This window comes from Streptomyces tibetensis (assembly GCF_040647715.1).
GTDB lineage: Bacteria > Actinomycetota > Actinomycetes > Streptomycetales > Streptomycetaceae > Streptomyces > Streptomyces tibetensis_A.
The window spans coordinates 245,101-263,789 of sequence record NZ_JBEZCR010000008.1; the positions used below are offsets into that span (position 1 = coordinate 245,101).

The window sequence follows — 18,689 nt, forward strand, 5'->3', positions numbered from 1 at the left end:
TACGGGACAGAACGATCTTGACGGACGTCGGCCGCCCTGATGGGCTGACCCAGCCGATCGGGGGATGGCACACTCTGCGCTTCCGAGTTGGCGCATGCATTCGACCAGCTCTCCAGGAGTAGCGCGCATGAAGAAAGTCGCCCATCTCGCCCTCGCGGCGCTGACCACGGTCTCGCTCGTAGGGCTGGCCTCCCCGTCCGCGGACGCCGCCACCAAGTGGTACTGCAGCGGCAAGCTGACCAAGCGGTGCATCAGCCACAGTGGCACCAAGGTCACGGTCAAGTTCTCGAACACGACCTCCAAGTCCGCCAAGGGCCAGTTCGGTGTCACGTGCGCCGGCCCCGACGGCCAGGACGCGAAGGTCCTCAAGGACGGCACGATCGCCGGCTACGACACCTTCTCGAAGTCGTACCAGTGCCCGAAGGGCTTCCGTGACCACGCCACGGGCTGGCAGATGAGCAACGGCAAGGTTTACCGCACACCGGAGCTCAAGTTCTAGGCACGGTCGCGCGGGAGGCGGGCACCGCCCACGGTGCCTGCCCCGACCGCCCCCGCAGGACACTCGACCGGGCAACCCGAGCCGAGCTCCTGCGTGAACTGCTCGCGGCCTGATCGACAAAGTCAGGTGTTGCAACGCCCCCGAATCCGCCAGGTCCTGTCGGGCCCGGGGGCGCTGTGCGGTCAGGCGTTCTTCTTCGGCTCCACGAACTGCATGTCGAGCTGGATCTTGACCACCTCGCCGAGCAGCCCGGGGGCGAAGTCCAATCCGTGTCAGCCCTCCAGCTCGTGCGCGTACGGCGGTTCCGCCCCGGCCCGTGAGCAGGTGATCGCCGCAGCGCGGGCCGCGAAGCCCAGCAGTTGCGTCCAGCCGTCGGGGCCCAGTCCGGCCAGTCCCTGTGTACTGAGGGCGTCGCGCACGGCGAGCCCGTGCAGCAGGGCCGCGTTGACCGTGTCGCCCGCTCCGATGGTGTCCACGACCTCGATGCGTTCGCCCGGCACCGTGTACTCCCCGTCGGCGGTGAAGGCGGTCAGCCCGTCGCCGCCCCGGGTGATCACGACCGCCGCCGGGCCGGACGCCAGCCATTCGCCGGGCGTACCCCCGAGCCACTCCGCGTCCTCCGCGGACAGCTTGAGCAGCGACACCGAAGGCAGCCAGCTCTTGAACCGCGCCCGGTAGGCGTCGGCGTCCGGGATCAGCCCGGCCCTGATGTTGGGGTCCAGCGCGGTGAACACGCCCTGCGCCGCCGCCCGGCGCATCATCTCCTCGTACGCGCTCGCGCCCGGCTCCAGCACCAGCGAGCAGGTGCCGAAGGACACCGCCCGGGTGCCGGACGGCAGCGTGGAGGGCGTCTCGAAGAGCCGGTCCGCGGTGCCGTCGACGTAGAAGGAGTACGCGGCGGAGCCGTCCGCGCCGACCGTGGCGACGGCGAGCGTCGTGGGCTCGGTGCCCCGCTGCACCGCTGACACGTCGACCCCCGTCGCGCTCAGCCGGTCCAGCAGCGCCTCTCCGAAGGCGTCGGACGACACCCGGGAGCAGAAGGCGGCGGGGGAGCCGAGGCGGCCCAGCGCCACGGCCGTGTTGTACGGGCCGCCGCCGAGCGCGGGCCGCAGCGCCGCCAGGGCACCCGTGCCCTGCGGTACCAGGTCGATCAGTGCCTCACCGGCGACGACGATCACGACGGGGTTCCTTCCTCGGACGGGCTGGTGCAGCCGCACGATGTGCGGTGGACGAAGGTGCAGGGCAGACGGACGGTCCGGACGGGCCGGCCCGGCTCGGCGAGACGCTCCAGGAGCACGCGGACGGCCCGGGCGCCGATGTCCCTGCCGGGCTGGGCGATCGCGGTGAGCCGGGGCGAGAACAGATCCGCCCAGGCGAAGTCGTCGAAGCAGCACAGGGCGATGTCGTCCGGGACGGACAGCCCGCGCGCGCCCAGGGCACGCAGCACTCCGATGGTCATGGCGTTGTTGCCGGTGACCAGCGCGGTGGGCGGTACACCCAGCGACAGCAGGGCCTGGGTCGCCTGCTCGGCCCCCGCGGACTCCGAGTCGCCGTGCACCAGCAGCCGCTCGTCGTACGCGAGCCCCGCGAACGCCAGGCCGCTGCGGTAACCGGTGATCCGCTCGCTCGTGGTGCTGAGCCCCGGCCGCCCCGCCACCAGTCCGATCCGACGGTGACCGAGCCCGGCGAGATGGGTGACCAGCCGGGACATCGGTTCGGCGTTGTCGGCGCACACCTGATCGAAGAACGGACCGCCGTCCTTGCCGGTCGCGTTCACCAGCCGGTCCAGCAACACCGCCGGCACGTCATGCCGTCCGAGGTAGTCGAGCAGCCCGTGCGGATCGGCGGAGGGCGCGACGATCAAGCCGTCGACCCGGCGCTCGTGCAGCAGCCGGACGACCTTGCGTTCGTGCTCCGGGTCGTCGTGCGGATCGGCGATCAGCAGGCTGTATCCGGCCTCCAGGGCGGCGGTCTCGACGCCTTGGAGGATCTCCGTGAAGTACGGGTTGCTGATCGCCGACACCGCGAGCCCGATGGACCGGGTGCGGGCCGTCACCAGGGAACGGGCCAGCGTGTTCGTGGTGTAGCCGAGCTCCTCCACGGCGTCCAGCACCGCCTGGCGGGTGTGCGGCAGCACCGGCCGGGTGCCGTTCAGGACATGCGAGACCGTGGCCACGGAGACACCGGCGCTCCGCGCGACGTCGGCCATGGTCGCCATGAACGTCCCCTCCTCCGCTTCCGGCGGGGAACGTATCGCATTCGGCGCCGGACGTAAACGTTTGCGCAATCGCTTACGTCAGCACGGCACTCTGCGTCCTCGGGCAGCCGCCGACCCCGGCGGCCCTGGGCAGCTGCCGCCCCCGCACTCTCCTGGCAGCCGCCGGGCTCCCGCTGCCACGGCACATCGCGCGGCCCGTGCGGCTACTCCCAGTCCCAGCCGATCCCCAGGAACCCTGCCCGTACCCGGGGCTCGACCAGATGCACCGACCGGTGCCGGCCGCTCAGCGCCAGGTCGTGGCATCCGTTGCGCGGCGCCGCCGCCGAGTGCTGGGCGAAGCGGTGGCACCGCACCGGCAGGGCCGCCGCGTCGAAGCGCACCTGGAGGGCGTACTGGCCACCCGGGCAGTCGAAACCGCGCACGTACTCGCGTGACGGGCCCGCCGTGCCGTCCTCGACGCCATAGCGGAACAGGAAGGTGTCGCCGGCCCGCAGCCGGGTGTCGAAGAGCAGCTCGGCCGCGAGGACTCCGGTCTCACGATGCCAACGGACCCGTCCGATGCGGCAGTTCTCCAGGGCGTGCACCCGCATACGCTCGGGTGTGGCCCCCCGGTCGCCGTGGTGGACGGCCACGAAGCGGTCGATGCCGTCCCGGTGGGCGCGCACGATGTGGTGCGACTCGCGCTCGGCCAGCTCGCGCCGCGCCCCGATCCGCAGCCGCTCGTGGTGGCCGAGGGAGTGCAGGCCCCCGTCCGGCGGGCAGTCCAGCTCCGCGAGCAACTGGTCCAGGACGCCGGACGCCTCGACGAGGGAGCGGTAGGAGCGGGCGGCGGACCGCAGCCCCGACGGGCTCTCCCCGGACTCGGCGAGCAGCCGGATCAGCGACTCCTCGGGAAGCTCCAGGATCTCCTCCAGCGCGCGCACGGCCCGCAGCGACTCGGGGCGCTGCGGACGCCGGGCCCCCTGCTGCCAGTAACTCAGGCTCGTGACGCCGACCTTCACACCGTGGCGGGACAAATGGTGCTGCACGCGCTGCAGGGGCAGGCCGCGGGCGGCGATCGCGGCCCGCAGGGCGACGTGGAAGGGGCCTCCCCGCAGGGCCGAGTCGAGTTCCGCGGTGGCGACGTCCGCGTGCTGTGGGGCGTGCGGCATGCAGGGGCCTCTTCTCTGAGTCGGCAACGGCTGGTCAGACCGCTCGCGCGGGGCCCTCCCACCGGCGCCGGGCAGGTCTTCACATCCGTACGCCGTCGTTCAGGGCCCGAGTTCCCCCGCATTGAAGCGTGTTGACCCGGCCCCGACAACACCTGATGCCGGACAGTGACCCACGTCCTGCCGGCCGGCTCGGTCCGGACATGCGAACGCCCGGGGCGTGCGCCCCGGGCGTTCGCGGTGGACGTGTGCTGTCAGGAGCGGTCGCTTCCGCCCTGCTCCCTGAGGGCCAGGCGCTTGGCCCGCACGATGTCGGGATCGCGCGGGTCCAGGGCGTCGGGCAGCGCGAACGGCTCGTCCGCGTACCGGCGGGCACGGGCCGTCCGCCGGGTTTTCTCGATCCGCATCCGCTTCATCTGCGCAGCCCTCCGACCCGTGGCCCGCCCGCTTCCACCGGAAACGGCCGGTCCGCACCGACAACCTGTGCCTGCACCGGCACGGACATCGCCCGCCGGGCGTCGTCTGTGCCGTGGGTGAGCCACATTCCCGCTCCCGGTGGGCCGTAACCCCCGAGCGGCCCATGCCGTTGGAAACTGCCTGCGCCGGGCCCCTGATCATGTTCCTCCGCCGCGTCCGGCTGTCGGTGCTCGCCAGTAGGGTGTGAGACATGGCCGACCCCTCCAGCTACCGCCCCAAACCGGGTGAGATCCCCGACTCGCCGGGGGTCTACAGGTTCCGTGACGAGCACCGCCGGGTGATCTACGTCGGAAAGGCGAAAAGCCTGCGCCAGCGACTGGCGAACTACTTCCAGGACCTGGCGGGCCTGCACCCGCGCACCCGCTCCATGGTCACCACGGCGGCGTCCGTGGAGTGGACGGTGGTGTCGACGGAGGTCGAGGCGCTCCAGCTGGAGTACTCGTGGATCAAGGAGTACGACCCCCGGTTCAACGTCAAGTACCGCGACGACAAGAGCTACCCCTACCTCGCGGTGACGATGAACGAGGAGTACCCGCGCGTGCAGGTGATGCGCGGTCACAAGAAGAAGGGCGTGCGCTACTTCGGGCCGTACGCCCACGCGTGGGCGATCCGTGACACCGTCGACCTGCTGCTGCGCGTCTTCCCCGTGCGCACCTGTTCGGCGGGCGTGTTCAAGAACGCCGCCCGCACCGGCCGCCCCTGCCTCCTCGGCTACATCGGCAAGTGCTCGGCCCCCTGCGTGGACCGGGTCTCCGCCGAGGAGCACCGGGAACTGGCCGACGAGTTCTGCGACTTCATGACCGGCCGTACGAACACCTACATCCGCCGGCTGGAGAAGCAGATGGCGGAAGCGGCCGACGAGATGGAGTACGAGCGGGCCGCCCGGCTGCGCGACGACATCGGGGCCCTGAAGAAGGCCATGGAGAAGAACGCGGTCGTGCTCGCCGACGCGACCGACGCCGACCTGATCGCCGTCGCCGAGGACGAGCTGGAGGCGGCCGTCCAGATCTTCCACGTGCGCGGCGGACGCGTGCGCGGCCAGCGCGGCTGGGTCACCGACAAGGTGGAGGAGATCACCACCGGCGCCCTCGTCGAGCACGCCCTGCAGCAGCTGTACGGCGAGGAGACGGGCGACGCGGTCCCCAAGGAGGTCCTCGTCCCCGCCCTGCCCGATCCCGTCGAGCCGGTCCAGGAGTGGCTCACCGGCCGGCGCGGCTCCGGCGTGTCCCTGCGCATCCCGCAGCGCGGCGACAAGAAGGCCCTGATGGAGACCGTGCAGCGCAACGCCCAGCAGGCGCTCGTGCTGCACAAGACCAAGCGCGCCTCCGACCTGACCACGCGCTCGCGTGCCCTGGAGGAGATCGCCGACGCCCTCGACCTGGACAGCGCCCCGCTCAGGATCGAGTGCTACGACATCTCCCACCTCCAGGGAGACGACGTCGTGGCGTCCATGGTCGTCTTCGAGGACGGGCTGGCCCGCAAGAGCGAGTACCGGCGGTTCCAGATCAAGGGCTTCGCCGGGCAGGACGACGTCCGCTCCATGCACGAGGTGATCACCCGCCGCTTCCGGCGTTACCTCGCCGAGAAGGAGAAGACGGGGGAGTGGGCCGACGGTGAGAACACCGCGGTTCCCGTGACGGACGGCGGGACCACCGAGGCTGCCGTGTCGCACGGCGAGACCGCCGCGGCTTCCGTGACCGACGGCGACAACGCCGCGGCCATGATCGACCGCAACGGCGAGATCGTCGGGACCGGTCCCACGGAGGACGACGGCCGCCCCAAGAAGTTCGCCTACCCGCCCCAGCTCGTGGTCGTCGACGGCGGCGCCCCGCAGGTCGCGGCAGCCCGGCGGGCCCTGGACGAGCTCGGCATCGACGACATCGCCGTGTGCGGCCTCGCCAAGCGCCTGGAGGAGGTCTGGCTGCCCGGCGACGACGACCCGGTGGTCCTGCCCCGCACCAGCGAGGGCCTGTATCTGCTCCAGCGTGTCCGTGACGAGGCCCACAGGTTCGCGATCACCTACCAGCGCGCCAAGCGGTCCAAGCGCTTCCGCTCCAGCCCCCTGGACGACGTCCCCGGTCTCGGGGACACACGCAAGCAGGCACTTCTGAAGTACTTCGGTTCGTTGAAGAAACTGCGATCCGCCACGATCGACCAGATCTGCGAGGTCCCCGGCATAGGCCGCAAGACGGCCGAGACGATCGCCGTGGCCCTCGCCCGCTCGGCTCCGGCCGCACCCGCCGTCAACACGGCGACCGGAGAGATCATGGAAGAGGAACCGGGCACCATGGGTTCCAGTGGGGAACCCGTGGCAGCGGGCACCCCGGACGAACGACGGGGGCAGGAGACATGAATGTGAACGAGCACGACGGGCAACACGAGCAAGCCGGAGACGGAGCACAGGTGAGTACGGGAACGCCCAACGACAAGGCCCAGGTCCCGGACGCGGCCATTCCCGAGTTGGTGATCATCTCCGGCATGTCCGGAGCCGGACGGTCCACGGCCGCGAAGTGCCTGGAGGACCTCGGCTGGTTCGTCGTCGACAACCTGCCGCCCGCGCTGATCCCCACCATGGTGGAGCTCGGCGCCCGCTCCCAGGGCAACGTGGCGAGGATCGCCGTCGTCGTCGACGTCCGCGGCCGCCGCTTCTTCGACAACCTCCGCGAGTCCCTCGCCGACCTGGAGGCGAAGAACGTCACACGGCGGATCGTCTTCCTGGAGTCCTCCGACGAGGCCCTGGTCCGCCGCTTCGAGTCGGTGCGCCGCCCGCACCCCCTCCAGGGCGACGGCCGCATCGTCGACGGCATCGCCGCCGAACGCGAGCTGCTGCGCGAGCTGCGCGGCGACGCCGACCTGGTCATCGACACCTCCAGCCTGAACGTGCACGAGCTGCGCGCCAAGATGGACGCCCAGTTCGCCGGCGAGGAGGAGCCGGAGCTGCGGGCCACCGTCATGTCGTTCGGCTACAAGTACGGCCTCCCGGTCGACGCCGACCTCGTCGTCGACTGCCGCTTCCTGCCGAACCCGCACTGGGTCCCGGAACTGCGCCCCTTCACGGGCCTCAACGAGGAGGTCTCCGGGTACGTCTTCAACCAGCCCGGAGCCAAGGAGTTCCTCGACCGCTACACCGAGCTCCTCCAGCTCATCGCCACCGGCTACCGCCGTGAGGGCAAGCGCTACGTGACCATCGCCGTGGGCTGCACGGGCGGCAAGCACCGCTCGGTCGCCATGTCGGAGAAGCTCGCGGCCCGGCTCGCGGCCGAGGGCGTGGAGACGGTGGTCGTCCACCGGGACATGGGACGCGAATGACACGACGTACTCCCCGGCTGAGCCGACTGCGCCGGGTGGTGCCCGAAGGCAACGGCGACAAGGGCACCAGCGGCGCAAAGGGCAGTCGGCCCGTCGAGGCCCGGGGCGGCAGACCGCGCCGCCGGGGCGCCCAGCCCAAGGTCGTCGCCCTCGGCGGCGGCATGGGGCTGTCCGCATCGCTCGCCGCGCTGCGCCGGATCACCGGCGACCTCACCGCCGTCGTCACCGTGGCCGACGACGGCGGCTCCAGCGGCCGGCTGCGCGACGAGCTGGGTGTGCTGCCGCCCGGGGACCTGCGCAAGGCGCTGGCCGCGTTGTGCGGCGACGACGACTGGGGCCAGACCTGGGCCCGGGTCATCCAGCACCGCTTCCAGTCCCAGGGCGACCTGCACGAGCACGCGGTCGGAAATCTGCTGATCGTCGCCTTGTGGGAGCAGCTCGGCGACCATGTCCAGGCCCTCGACCTGGTCGGACGGCTGCTGGGCGCCCAGGGCCGGGTGCTGCCGATGTCCGCCGTTCCGCTGGAGCTCCAGGCCCTGGTCAAGGGCCACGACCCGGAGCGCCCGGAGGAGGTCGACACGGTCCGTGGCCAGGCGACCGTCGCCCTCACCCCCGGCGAGGTGCAGTCCGTGCACCTCGTGCCGAACGACCCGCCGGCCGTGCCCGAGGCGGTCGAGGCCGTCCTGGACGCCGACTGGGTCGTGCTCGGCCCCGGCTCCTGGTTCTCCTCGGTCATTCCGCACCTGCTGGTGCCGGAGCTGCTGGACGCGCTCACGCAGACGAAGGCTCGCCGGGTACTCTCCCTGAACCTCGCGCCGCAGCCCGGAGAAACCGAGGGCTTCTCCCCGCAGCGTCATTTGGAGGTTTTGGGACGACACGCCCCTAAACTCGCCCTGGACGTGGTGCTGGCCGACGAGGCCGCCGTGCCCGACCGTGAATCCCTGACCGATGCCGCCAAGCGGTTCGGGGCCGCGGTCGAGCTGGCGCCGGTGGCCAGACCCGACGGGACCCCGAGGCACGACCCGGAGCTGTTGGCCGCCGCGTACGACCGTATTTTTCGGATGCATGGAAGGATCGGCCCATGGCGATGACGGCAGCGGTGAAGGACGAGATCTCCCGGCTCCCCGTCACCCGGACCTGCTGCAGAAAGGCGGAGGTCTCCGCCATTCTGCGGTTCGCCGGCGGCCTCCACCTGGTGAGCGGTCGGATCGTGATCGAGGCGGAGCTGGACACGGCCATGGCGGCCCGCCGTCTCAAGCGGGACATCCTGGAGATCTTCGGCCACGGCTCCGAGCTGATCGTGATGGCTCCCGGCGGGCTGCGCCGCGGCTCGCGCTACGTGGTGCGGGTGGTGGCGGGCGGTGACCAGCTCGCCCGCCAGACCGGCCTGGTCGACGGGCGGGGCCGCCCGATCCGCGGCCTGCCCCCGCAGGTGGTCTCGGGGGCCACCTGCGACGCCGAGGCCGCCTGGCGTGGCGCGTTCCTGGCGCACGGCTCGCTCACCGAGCCGGGCCGCTCGTCCTCGCTGGAGGTGACCTGCCCGGGCCCCGAGGCCGCGCTCGCCCTGGTCGGCGCCGCCCGCCGGCTGTCGATCGCCGCCAAGGCCCGCGAGGTGCGCGGCGTGGACCGGGTCGTCGTACGGGACGGTGACGCGATCGGCGCGCTGCTCACCCGCCTCGGCGCGCACGAGTCGGTGCTGGCCTGGGAGGAGCGCCGGATGCGCCGCGAGGTGCGCGCCACGGCGAACCGGCTCGCCAACTTCGACGACGCCAACCTGCGCCGCTCGGCCCGCGCGGCCGTCGCCGCCGGTGCGCGGGTGCAGCGCGCTCTGGAGATCCTCGCCGACGACGTGCCCGAGCACCTCGCCGCCGCCGGTCGGCTGCGCATGGAGCACAAGCAGGCCTCCCTCGAGGAGCTGGGCGCGCTCGCCGACCCGCCGCTGACCAAGGACGCCGTGGCCGGCCGGATCCGGCGCCTGCTGGCCATGGCCGACAAGCGCGCCTCCGACCTCGGTATCCCGGGCACGGAGGCCAACCTCAGCGAGGAACTGGCCGACAACCTGGTGGGCTGACCCCACGCCACGTCAAAAAGCCGGTGCCGCCGCCCATTTGGGTGACCGGCACCGGTTTTTGCGTGTCGCTGAGGCACCCTTGACTCGATCATGCTCTGTCATGAGCCTGGCATCTGTTCGCTGCTGTGGCGGACCCACGCTAGGGGGGTTCATGAGACGAAGAGCGAGATCGATCCTCGCTGTCGGCGCGCTCCTGATCGGCGGAGCGAGCTTCGCACCCATCGCCCAGGCACAACCGGGGAGCTCCACCCCGTCCGACCCGGAGGAAGTCAAGGTCTTCCGTGCCGACGTCGACCAGAAGCAGGTACCCCTGCTGCTGGCGGCCGGCCAGGACGGTCACGAACTGAGCGAGCGGGTGCCCGAGAAGGGCACCGCGACCGTCGAGGTCTACCTGACGGACCAGCAGGCGAAGAAGCTGGAGAAACAGGGCGTCGACCTCACCGAGCACAAACTCTCCACCCGGGCCGCGGCCCGGGTCGAGGACGCCGCCCAGGGCGTGTTCCGCCCGTACAGCGGCAAGGGGGGCCTGCGGGAGGAGCTCCTGCGCACCGCCCAGGAGAACCCGGACCTCACCAAGGTCGTCTCCATCGGCAAGACGATCAAGGGCCAGGACATCCTCGCGCTGAAACTCACCAAGGGTGCGAAGAAGACGAAGGACGGCTCCAAGCCCTCGGTCCTCTACATGTCCAACCAGCACGCGCGGGAGTGGATCACGCCGGAGATGACCCGGCGTCTGATGCACCACTACTTGGACAACTACAAGAAGGACCGGCGCGTCAAGAAGATCGTCGACTCCACCGAACTGTGGTTCCTGCTGTCGGCCAACCCCGACGGCTACGACTACACCTTCGCGGACCCCGCCAACCGCCAGTGGCGCAAGAACCTGCGCGACGTCAACGGCGACGGTGCCATCACCACCGGCGACGGCGTCGACCTCAACCGCAACTTCGCCTACAAGTGGGGCTACGACGACGAGGGTTCGTCCCCCAACCCCACCAGCCAGACCTACCGGGGCGCCGGACCGAACTCCGAGCCGGAGACGAAGGCCCTGGACGCCTTCCAGAAGAGGATCGGCTTCACGTACGGCATCAACTACCACTCCGCCGCCGAACTCCTCCTCTACGGAGTCGGCTGGCAGGTGGCCACCCAGACCCCGGACGACGTCCTGTACAAGGCGCTCGCCGGAACACCCGAGAACTCCGCGATCCCCGGCTACCACCCGCAGATCTCGTCCGAGCTGTACACCACCAACGGTGAAGCGGACGGCCACGCTGCCAACGTCAACGGCCTGGCGATGTTCACCCCCGAGATGTCCACCTGCCAGACCGCCTCGGACCTCGACCCGAACGACGAGTGGAAGGCCTCCGACTGCCAGTCGGTCTTCACGTTCCCGGACGACGAGAAGCTGATCCAGCAGGAGTTCGCCAAGAACGTCCCGTTCGCGCTCTCCGTCGCCGAGTCCGCCGCCCACCCCGACCGGCCGTCCTCGTCGGTCGGCCTGAGCGCCGCCGACTTCACCCCGGCCGCGTTCAGCACGTCGTACTCCCGCGGCGCCGACCAGGAGGTCTCCGTCGTCGTACGGAAGTCGGTGCGCGACAAGGAGCTCAAGTACCGCGTCAACGGCGGCCGCACCTGGGACATGGCGCTCAAGCCCTGGAAGGGCGGCGAGACCTACGGCGGTGAGGACAACCTCTACTTCGACGAGTACCGGGCGAAGGTCAAGGACGGCGAGCCGGGCGACAAGGTCGAGGTGTGGTTCACCGGCGAGGCGAAGAACGGCAAGAAGCTCTCCAGCGAGCGCTTCACCTACACCGTCGCCGAGCGGCCCCGGGCGAACACCCTCGTCGTCGCCGAGGAGGGCGTCGCCGCCACGCAGGCGCAGACCTACGTGGACGCGCTCAAGGCGAGCGGCCGCAAGGCGGTCGTCTGGGACGTGGCCAAGCAGGGCGTGCCGGACGCACTGGGTGTGCTGGGCCACTTCGACACCGTCGTCCACTACACGGGCGCGAGCGTCCCGGGCAACGCCACCCAGCTCCAGCTGCGGGCCTACCTCAACGAGGGCGGCCGGCTGATCGAGGCCGGTGAGCAGGCCGGCGGCAACGTCGACCTCGGCGGCGGCGTGCTGTCGAACGACTTCAGCCAGTACTACCTGGGCGCCTACACCCGCACCTCCACCTCAGGAGCCACCGGCTTCACCGGCTCAGGCGACCTGAGCGGCGTCACCAGCCCGCTGGGCGCCGCCCCCGGCAACCCGCTGGACAGGGCCGGCACCTACGGCGTCACCTCCGACGAACTGCGCACCGACACGTTCCCGCAGTTCGCGAGCAAGGGCGCCGGGCAGTTCGCCGGCACGGTCAGCCCGTACGGCCCCTATGCCGGCTCCTCCATGGCAGCCGCCGTCCACACCGACGACGCCTACAAGCGCCTCACCCGCACCGTGGACCTCACCGGTACCACCGCGGCCGAGCAGCCGACCCTGCGCACCCAGCTCCTCTGGGACACCGAGCCCGGCTACGACCACGCCATCATCGAGGCCCGCACTGCGGGCGCCGACGACTGGACGACCCTCCCGGAGGCGGGCGGCGCCACCCGGGCCACCGTGCCGACGGAGTGCCAGGGCGGCTTCTACGTGGGCGAGCACCCCTGGCTGAAGCACTACCTGACCGTGACGGACGACGGCTGCAGCGCGACCGGCACCACCGGCACGTGGAACAGCCTCACCGGTGCCTCCAACGGCTGGCAGCGGGTGAACTTCGACCTGAGCCCCTACGCCGGCAAGACGGTCGAGCTCTCCATCAGCTACGTCACCGACCCGGGCAGCGGCGGTCACGGCGTCCTCGCCGACGACGCCTCGCTCGTCGTCGGCGGCACGGCGAAGGAGACCGAGGGCTTCGAGACCTCACTCGGCGCCTGGAAGGTGGCCGGACCGCCCGCGGGCAGCCCGGCCGTCCTCAAGGACTGGGCCCGCACCGGCGCCCTGTTCCAGACGTACGGCGCGGTCACCACGGACGACACCGTGCTGTTGGGCTTCGGCCTGGAGCACGTCACCGCCGCGGCCGACCGGGCGGCGCTGATGAGGAAGGCACTCGCTTCCCTCGACGGGTGAGTTCCCTGGTCAACAGGGAACCCGTGAGATAGCGAAATCGAGTGATCTTGCTCGCGGCGGTGGGCGGTCCGTACCCCTACTGGCGGGTACGGGCCGCCCTGCCGTGTATGAGGCATCTGGATGTCACCACCAGCCCTTCAGGGAGGTAGGGTCGTAGGCGGTCGGGGACATCCCAAACAGAGCTCGCCGGCACTTCATGGCCGGCGTACCAACGAGGAGATCGGTTCGTGACGATCCGCGTAGGCATCAACGGCTTCGGCCGCATCGGTCGTAACTACTTCCGCGCGCTGCTGGAGCAGGGTGCTGACATCGAGATCGTGGCTGTCAACGACCTGGGCGACACCGCGACCACCGCGCACCTGCTGAAGTACGACACGATCCTGGGCCGCCTCAAGCAGGAGGTCACCCACACCGCCGACACGATCACGGTCGACGGCAAGACCATCAAGGTCCTGGCCGAGCGCAACCCCGCCGACATCCCGTGGGGCGAGCTGGGCGTCGACATCGTCATCGAGTCGACCGGCATCTTCACCAAGAAGGCCGACGCCGAGAAGCACCTCGCCGGTGGCGCGAAGAAGGTCCTCATCTCGGCCCCGGCCAAGGACGAGGACGTCACCATCGTGATGGGCGTCAACCAGGACAAGTACGACCCGGCGAACCACCACGTCATCTCCAACGCGTCCTGCACCACCAACTGTGTGGCGCCGATGGCGAAGGTCCTCGACGAGAACTTCGGCATCGTCAAGGGTCTGATGACGACGGTGCACGCGTACACCAACGACCAGCGCATCCTGGACTTCCCGCACAAGGACCTGCGTCGCGCGCGTGCCGCCGCCGAGAACATCATCCCGACCACCACGGGCGCCGCCAAGGCGACCGCGCTGGTCCTGCCGCAGCTCAAGGGCAAGCTGGACGGCATCGCGATGCGCGTCCCGGTCCCGACCGGCTCGGTCACCGACCTGGTCCTGGAGCTCGGGCGCGAGGTCACCAAGGAAGAGGTCAACGCGGCCTTCCAGAAGGCCGCGGAGGGCGAGCTCAAGGGCATCCTCGAGTACACCGAGGACCCGATCGTCTCCTCCGACATCGTGAACGCCCCGGCGTCCTGCACCTTCGACTCCTCCCTGACCATGGTCCAGGAGGGCAAGAGCGTGAAGGTCATCGGCTGGTACGACAACGAGTGGGGCTACTCCAACCGCCTCGTGGACCTTACGGTCTTCGTCGGCAACCAGCTCTGATCAACCCAGCAGGCACGTCCATGTGAGAGCAGGGCTCGGGCGGCGCGAGGACGCGCCGTCCGAGCCCTGACTCACGTACAGATCAGAGCTGTTCGATCACGAGCGCTTCCGAGCGATCACGAGCTCTTTCAGGAGTCCCCTTCATGAAGACGATCGACGAACTCCTCTCCGAGGGAGTGGCGGGCAAGCGGGTCTTCGTCCGCGCCGACCTGAACGTGCCGCTGGACGGCACACGCATCACCGACGACGGCCGCATCCGCGCCGTGCTGCCCACGGTCAAGGCACTCGCCGACGCGGGCGCCCGAGTCGTCGTGGCCTCCCACCTGGGCCGCCCCAAGGGCGCCCCGGACCCGGCCTTCTCCCTCGCCCCGGCCGCCGCGCGCATCGGTGAGCTCCTCGGCGCGGACGTGGCCTTCGCGACCGACACGGTCGGCGAGTCCGCCCGAGCCACCGTCGCCGGCCTCGCCGACGGCCAGGTCGCGGTCGTGGAGAACCTGCGCTTCAACGCCGGTGAGACGAGCAAGGACGACGCCGAGCGCGGCACCTTCGCCGACCAGCTCGCCGCCCTCGCGGACCTCTACGTCGGCGACGGCTTCGGCGCGGTGCACCGCAAGCACGCCTCCGTCTTCGACCTCCCGGCCCGGCTGCCGCACTACGCCGGCTACCTCATCGCCACCGAGGTCGGCGTCCTGAAGAAGCTCACCGACGACGTCAAGCGGCCCTACGCCGTCGTCCTCGGCGGAGCCAAGGTGTCCGACAAGCTCGCCGTCATCGACCAGCTGCTCGGCAAGGCCGACCGCCTGCTCATCGGCGGCGGCATGGTCTTCACCTTCCTCAAGGCCAGGGGCCACGAGATCGGCTCGTCCCTGGTCCAGGAGGACCAGCTCCCGGTCGTCCGGGAGTACATCGAACGCGCCGAGAAGAGCGGTGTCGAGCTGGTCCTGCCGGTGGACGTCGTGGTCGCGCCGGAATTCCCGGACCTCAAGACCAAGGCCCCGGGCCGGCCCAGCACGGTCGCCGCGGACGCCATGCCGGCCGGCCAGATGGGCCTGGACATCGGCCCCGAATCCCGCACGTTGTACGCCTCGAAGATCACCGACGCCGCCACCGTCTTCTGGAACGGCCCCATGGGCGTCTTCGAGCACCCTGATTTCGCCGAGGGCACCAAGGCCGTCGCCCAGGCACTACTCGACTCGAAGGCCTTCACAGTGGTCGGTGGTGGCGACTCCGCCGCCGCCGTGCGCATCCTGGGCTTCGACGAGAACGCATTCGGCCACATCTCGACCGGTGGTGGCGCCTCCCTCGAATACCTCGAGGGCAAGACGCTCCCCGGCCTCGCCGCACTGGAGGACTGACCTACATGAGCACGCGCACGCCGCTGATGGCGGGCAACTGGAAGATGAACCTCAACCACCTCGAGGCCATCGCGCACGTCCAGAAGCTCGCCTTCGCCCTGGCCGACAAGGACTACGAGGCCGTCGAGGTCGCCGTCCTGCCGCCCTTCACCGACCTGCGCTCCGTGCAGACTCTGGTCGACGGCGACAAGCTCAAGATCAAGTACGGTGCCCAGGACATCTCGGCGCACGACGGCGGTGCCTACACCGGCGAGATCTCCGGCCCCATGCTGGCCAAGCTGAAGTGCACGTACGTCGCCATCGGCCACAGCGAGCGCCGCCAGTACCACGCCGAGACCGACGAGCTGGTGAACGCCAAGGTCAAGGCCGCCTACAAGCACGGCCTGACCCCGATCCTGTGCGTCGGCGAGGAGCTGGAGGTCCGCGAGGCGGGCAACCACGTCTCCCACACCCTCGCCCAGGTCGAGGGCGGTCTGAAGGACCTCCCCGCCGAGCAGGCCGCGACCGTCGTGATCGCCTACGAGCCCGTCTGGGCCATCGGCACCGGCAAGGTCTGCGGCGCCGAGGACGCCCAGGAGGTCTGCGCGGCGATCCGCGGCAAGATCGCCGAGCTGTACTCCCAGGACCTGGCCGACAAGGTCCGCATCCAGTACGGCGGCTCGGTCAAGGCCGGCAACGTCGCGGAGATCATGGCCCAGGCCGACATCGACGGCGCCCTGGTCGGCGGCGCCTCGCTGGACGCCGACGAGTTCGTCAAGATCGTGCGCTTCCGCGACCAGTGAGCCGTAGGAGCGCGGCCGGTGTCGAGGGGGCATGGGGGTCCCCCCTGCTCGAGCGAAGCTGAGAGCTTGGGGGAGCGCGGAGGCCCGAAGGGTTGAGCACGGTCGGCCCCTCGACACCGGCATGGAGCACTCCGGAGGCGACCCGGCCAATCGCGAGTATGCGGTAGCGGCGATCCGTCGTACCCTTGCGGGGTCCAGCGCTGTGCTGGGCCCCGCGTCGTCCATCCGAATCCGAGGAAGTTGGTCCAGCCGTGGTTTTGGGGTTCTCGATCGCCCTGATCGTCTTCAGCCTGCTGCTGATGCTGCTGGTGCTGATGCACAAGGGGAAGGGCGGCGGCCTCTCCGACATGTTCGGTGGCGGCATGCAGTCCTCCGTCGGCGGCTCCTCGGTCGCCGAGCGCAACCTCGACCGGATCACCGTCGTGATCGGTCTGCTGTGGTTCGCGTGCATCGTCGTGCTCGGCATCCTGATGAAGGTGAACAACTGACCGAGCCGCGATCCGCTCGGAACTGGTACGTAGAGCCCCATGTTCGGTACGCGCAGCTGAGCGCGGCCTATCATGGGGCTTGCGTCCAGGTGTGAGGGTTGTAACTCCAATCACTGGACGCGCGTTGGGCCTTACGTAGACTGAGGCGCTCGCGGCGAAGCGGAACGCCGACTCGCTTCGCGGCACCATCACGCAGGGAGTTACGACCGTGGCAAGTGGCAACGCGATCCGGGGAAGCCGGGTCGGGGCGGGGCCGATGGGCGAGGCCGAGCGCGGCGAGTCCGCGCCGCGGCTGCGCATCTCCTTCTGGTGCTCCAACGGACACGAGACCCAGCCGAGCTTCGCCAGCGACGCGCAGGTGCCCGACACCTGGGACTGTCCTCGCTGCGGCTTCCCGGCGGGCCAGGACCGGGACAACCCGCCGGACCCGCCGCGCACCGAGCCCTACAAGACCCACCTGGCGTACGTACGGGAGCGGCGCAGCGACGCGGACGGCGAGGCGATCCTCGCCGAGGCGCTCGCCAAACTGCGGGGCGAGATCTAGAAGACGCAACCGGCCGGGCACCGACGGGTGCCCGGCCGGAACTGCCTTCTCGCCGTCACCGTCGGCCGATTGTCAGTGGTGCCCTCTACGGTTTGTGCATCGGACGAACCATGAGGGGGAGCGGTGGCGACGGTCGAGGTGGGTGGGGGAGTGCGCGCGCCCGCGTGGCGCGGCGGCTTCGGGCGGCTGTGGGGTGCCGCCGTGCTCTCCAGCTTCGGCGACGCGCTGCGCACGGCTGCACTGCCCCTGCTGGCCGTCACCCTGACCGACGATCCGATGCTCATCGCGTCCGTCACGGCGTGCGGCTATCTGCCCTGGATCGTCTTCGGCCTGCTCGGCGGGGCCGTCGCCGACCGAGTGGACCAGCGTCGGGCCATGTGGACGGTGGAGACCCTGCGCGGACTGCTGGTGGCCGCCTTCGCTCTGGCGGTCACGTTCGGCCACGCCTCGATCGGCCTGCTCATCGCGCTGGCCGTCGCGCTCACCACGCTGCAGACCCTCTTCGACAACGCTGCCACGGCGCTGTTGCCCGCCCTGGTCGACCGCGAAGCGCTCGGCAGCGCCAACGCCCGGCTGATGACCGGTCAGCGCATCGCCGGCGGACTGCTGGGCGGCCCCGTCGTGCCCCTGCTGCTGGCAGCCGGCACCGCGGTGCCGTTCGCGGCCGACGCCGTGACCTTCCTCGTGGCCGCCGCGCTGATCGCCTCCCTGCCGGCCGCCGGGGCCGACCGCGAGCCGAGACCCGCGGGCAGCACACTGCGCCGGGAGATCGCCGAGGGGCTGCGCACCCTGTGGCGCGACCGCGCCCTGCGCGCCCTGTGTACCGCCACGGCCCTGTGCAACATCGGCATGGGCACCCAGCTCGCCATGCTGGTCGTCCTCGTCACCGACTGGCTCCGCGCGGGCCCCGCGGGATACGCGGCGGCGGGCACCGCCTTCACCCTGGGCAGCCTGGCCGGGGGAGTGGTGAACGGCCGGCTGGTGGCGCGGCTCGGCCGGCTGGGGGCGGTGCTGCTCGCCGGCTCGGTGCAGACCGCGCTGCTCGTCGTCATGGGCACCGTGCGCAGCCTCGCCGTGCTCGTGGGCGCGCTGGCCTTGTTGGGGCTCCTCGGCATGGTGTGGAACGTCAACACGACGACGCTCATGCAGGAACGCAGCCCCGCCGGGCTGCTGGGCAGGGTCAGTTCGGCCTTCCGGACCCTGGCCTTCGCCGGAGTGCCTCTCGGTGCACTGCTGGGCGGGGCCGTCGCCGCCGCCTGGGGGCCCGGCACCCCGCCCCTGCTCACGGCCGCCTTCTTCGTCCTCGCCGTCATCGCGCTGATACCCGTGCGCACGGCGCACGTATCTGTGGTCGAGCCGGAGGACGGCGCCACGACAGCCGACGTCACGCGCTGATCAACTAGGTTGGGACCGGCAGCGGGGCAAGGTACGCAGGCAGGACAGGAAAGAAGGCTGAA

Annotated in this window: 16 protein-coding genes; 12 read left to right on the top strand and 4 right to left on the bottom strand. The window is 70.6% G+C overall.

Going from position 1 to position 18,689, the window contains the following annotated elements:
• The first annotated feature begins 127 nt into the window (after positions 1-127).
• Complete coding sequence (locus AB0B29_RS22690; protein WP_362242590.1) at positions 128-499, top strand: hypothetical protein; 372 nt, start codon at positions 128-130, stop codon at positions 497-499.
• A 272-nt stretch (positions 500-771) separates the two neighbouring features.
• Here the strand turns inward: AB0B29_RS22690 and AB0B29_RS22695 are convergent, their stop codons facing one another.
• The 4 genes from AB0B29_RS22695 to AB0B29_RS22710 form a co-directional block, all read right to left on the bottom strand.
• The gene (locus tag AB0B29_RS22695; protein ID WP_362242593.1) at positions 772-1,677 is read right to left on the bottom strand and encodes a carbohydrate kinase family protein; all 906 of its coding nucleotides are present in this window, start codon (positions 1,675-1,677) and stop codon (positions 772-774) included.
• Positions 1,674-2,717: a LacI family DNA-binding transcriptional regulator gene (locus AB0B29_RS22700; protein ID WP_362242596.1), complete on the bottom strand. Its 1,044-nt coding sequence runs from the start codon at positions 2,715-2,717 to the stop codon at positions 1,674-1,676. Before AB0B29_RS22700 ends, AB0B29_RS22695 begins: the two co-directional genes overlap by 4 nt.
• Before the next feature lie 203 nt (positions 2,718-2,920).
• Complete coding sequence (locus tag AB0B29_RS22705) at positions 2,921-3,868, bottom strand: hypothetical protein (RefSeq protein WP_362242598.1); 948 nt, start codon at positions 3,866-3,868, stop codon at positions 2,921-2,923.
• Between the two features lie 251 nt (positions 3,869-4,119).
• Entirely contained in the window at positions 4,120-4,272 is a 153-nt protein-coding gene (locus tag AB0B29_RS22710) for a hypothetical protein (RefSeq protein ID WP_362242601.1), read from the bottom strand.
• Positions 4,273-4,532: 260 nt separating this feature from the next.
• Here AB0B29_RS22710 and uvrC point away from each other — a divergent pair, with 260 nt between their 5' ends.
• From uvrC to AB0B29_RS22765, 11 genes are all read left to right on the top strand, one after another.
• Positions 4,533-6,695 carry an excinuclease ABC subunit UvrC gene (gene uvrC, locus AB0B29_RS22715; RefSeq protein WP_362242604.1) on the top strand — a complete coding sequence of 721 codons (2,163 nt, stop codon included), beginning with the start codon at positions 4,533-4,535 and terminating at the stop codon, positions 6,693-6,695.
• The gene (gene rapZ, locus AB0B29_RS22720) at positions 6,692-7,651 is read left to right on the top strand and encodes an RNase adapter RapZ (protein WP_053671198.1); all 960 of its coding nucleotides are present in this window, start codon (positions 6,692-6,694) and stop codon (positions 7,649-7,651) included. Before uvrC ends, rapZ begins: the two co-directional genes overlap by 4 nt.
• The gene (locus tag AB0B29_RS22725) at positions 7,648-8,742 is read left to right on the top strand and encodes a gluconeogenesis factor YvcK family protein (RefSeq protein WP_362242608.1); all 1,095 of its coding nucleotides are present in this window, start codon (positions 7,648-7,650) and stop codon (positions 8,740-8,742) included. Before rapZ ends, AB0B29_RS22725 begins: the two co-directional genes overlap by 4 nt.
• Complete coding sequence (gene whiA, locus AB0B29_RS22730) at positions 8,733-9,722, top strand: DNA-binding protein WhiA (RefSeq protein WP_033310739.1); 990 nt, start codon at positions 8,733-8,735, stop codon at positions 9,720-9,722. The genes AB0B29_RS22725 and whiA overlap by 10 nt, the downstream gene beginning before the upstream one ends.
• A 151-nt stretch (positions 9,723-9,873) precedes the next feature.
• The gene (locus tag AB0B29_RS22735) at positions 9,874-12,828 is read left to right on the top strand and encodes a M14 family metallopeptidase (RefSeq protein ID WP_362242611.1); all 2,955 of its coding nucleotides are present in this window, start codon (positions 9,874-9,876) and stop codon (positions 12,826-12,828) included.
• 227 nt (positions 12,829-13,055) lie between these two features.
• The gene (gap, locus tag AB0B29_RS22740) at positions 13,056-14,063 is read left to right on the top strand and encodes a type I glyceraldehyde-3-phosphate dehydrogenase (RefSeq protein WP_362242613.1); all 1,008 of its coding nucleotides are present in this window, start codon (positions 13,056-13,058) and stop codon (positions 14,061-14,063) included.
• 143 nt (positions 14,064-14,206) lie between these two features.
• Positions 14,207-15,418 carry a phosphoglycerate kinase gene (locus AB0B29_RS22745; protein WP_362242616.1) on the top strand — a complete coding sequence of 404 codons (1,212 nt, stop codon included), beginning with the start codon at positions 14,207-14,209 and terminating at the stop codon, positions 15,416-15,418.
• Positions 15,419-15,423: 5 nt separating this feature from the next.
• The gene (gene tpiA / locus AB0B29_RS22750; protein WP_362242619.1) at positions 15,424-16,200 is read left to right on the top strand and encodes a triose-phosphate isomerase; all 777 of its coding nucleotides are present in this window, start codon (positions 15,424-15,426) and stop codon (positions 16,198-16,200) included.
• 251 nt (positions 16,201-16,451) lie between these two features.
• Positions 16,452-16,688, top strand: a complete 237-nt coding sequence (gene secG, locus AB0B29_RS22755) for a preprotein translocase subunit SecG (protein WP_094052663.1) — start codon at positions 16,452-16,454, stop codon at positions 16,686-16,688.
• Between the two features lie 208 nt (positions 16,689-16,896).
• Positions 16,897-17,232, top strand: coding sequence for an RNA polymerase-binding protein RbpA (locus AB0B29_RS22760; RefSeq protein WP_003957010.1), 336 nt, complete (start codon positions 16,897-16,899; stop codon positions 17,230-17,232).
• Between the two features lie 123 nt (positions 17,233-17,355).
• Positions 17,356-18,627 carry an MFS transporter gene (locus tag AB0B29_RS22765; RefSeq protein ID WP_362242621.1) on the top strand — a complete coding sequence of 424 codons (1,272 nt, stop codon included), beginning with the start codon at positions 17,356-17,358 and terminating at the stop codon, positions 18,625-18,627.
• Positions 18,628-18,689: the final 62 nt, after the last annotated feature.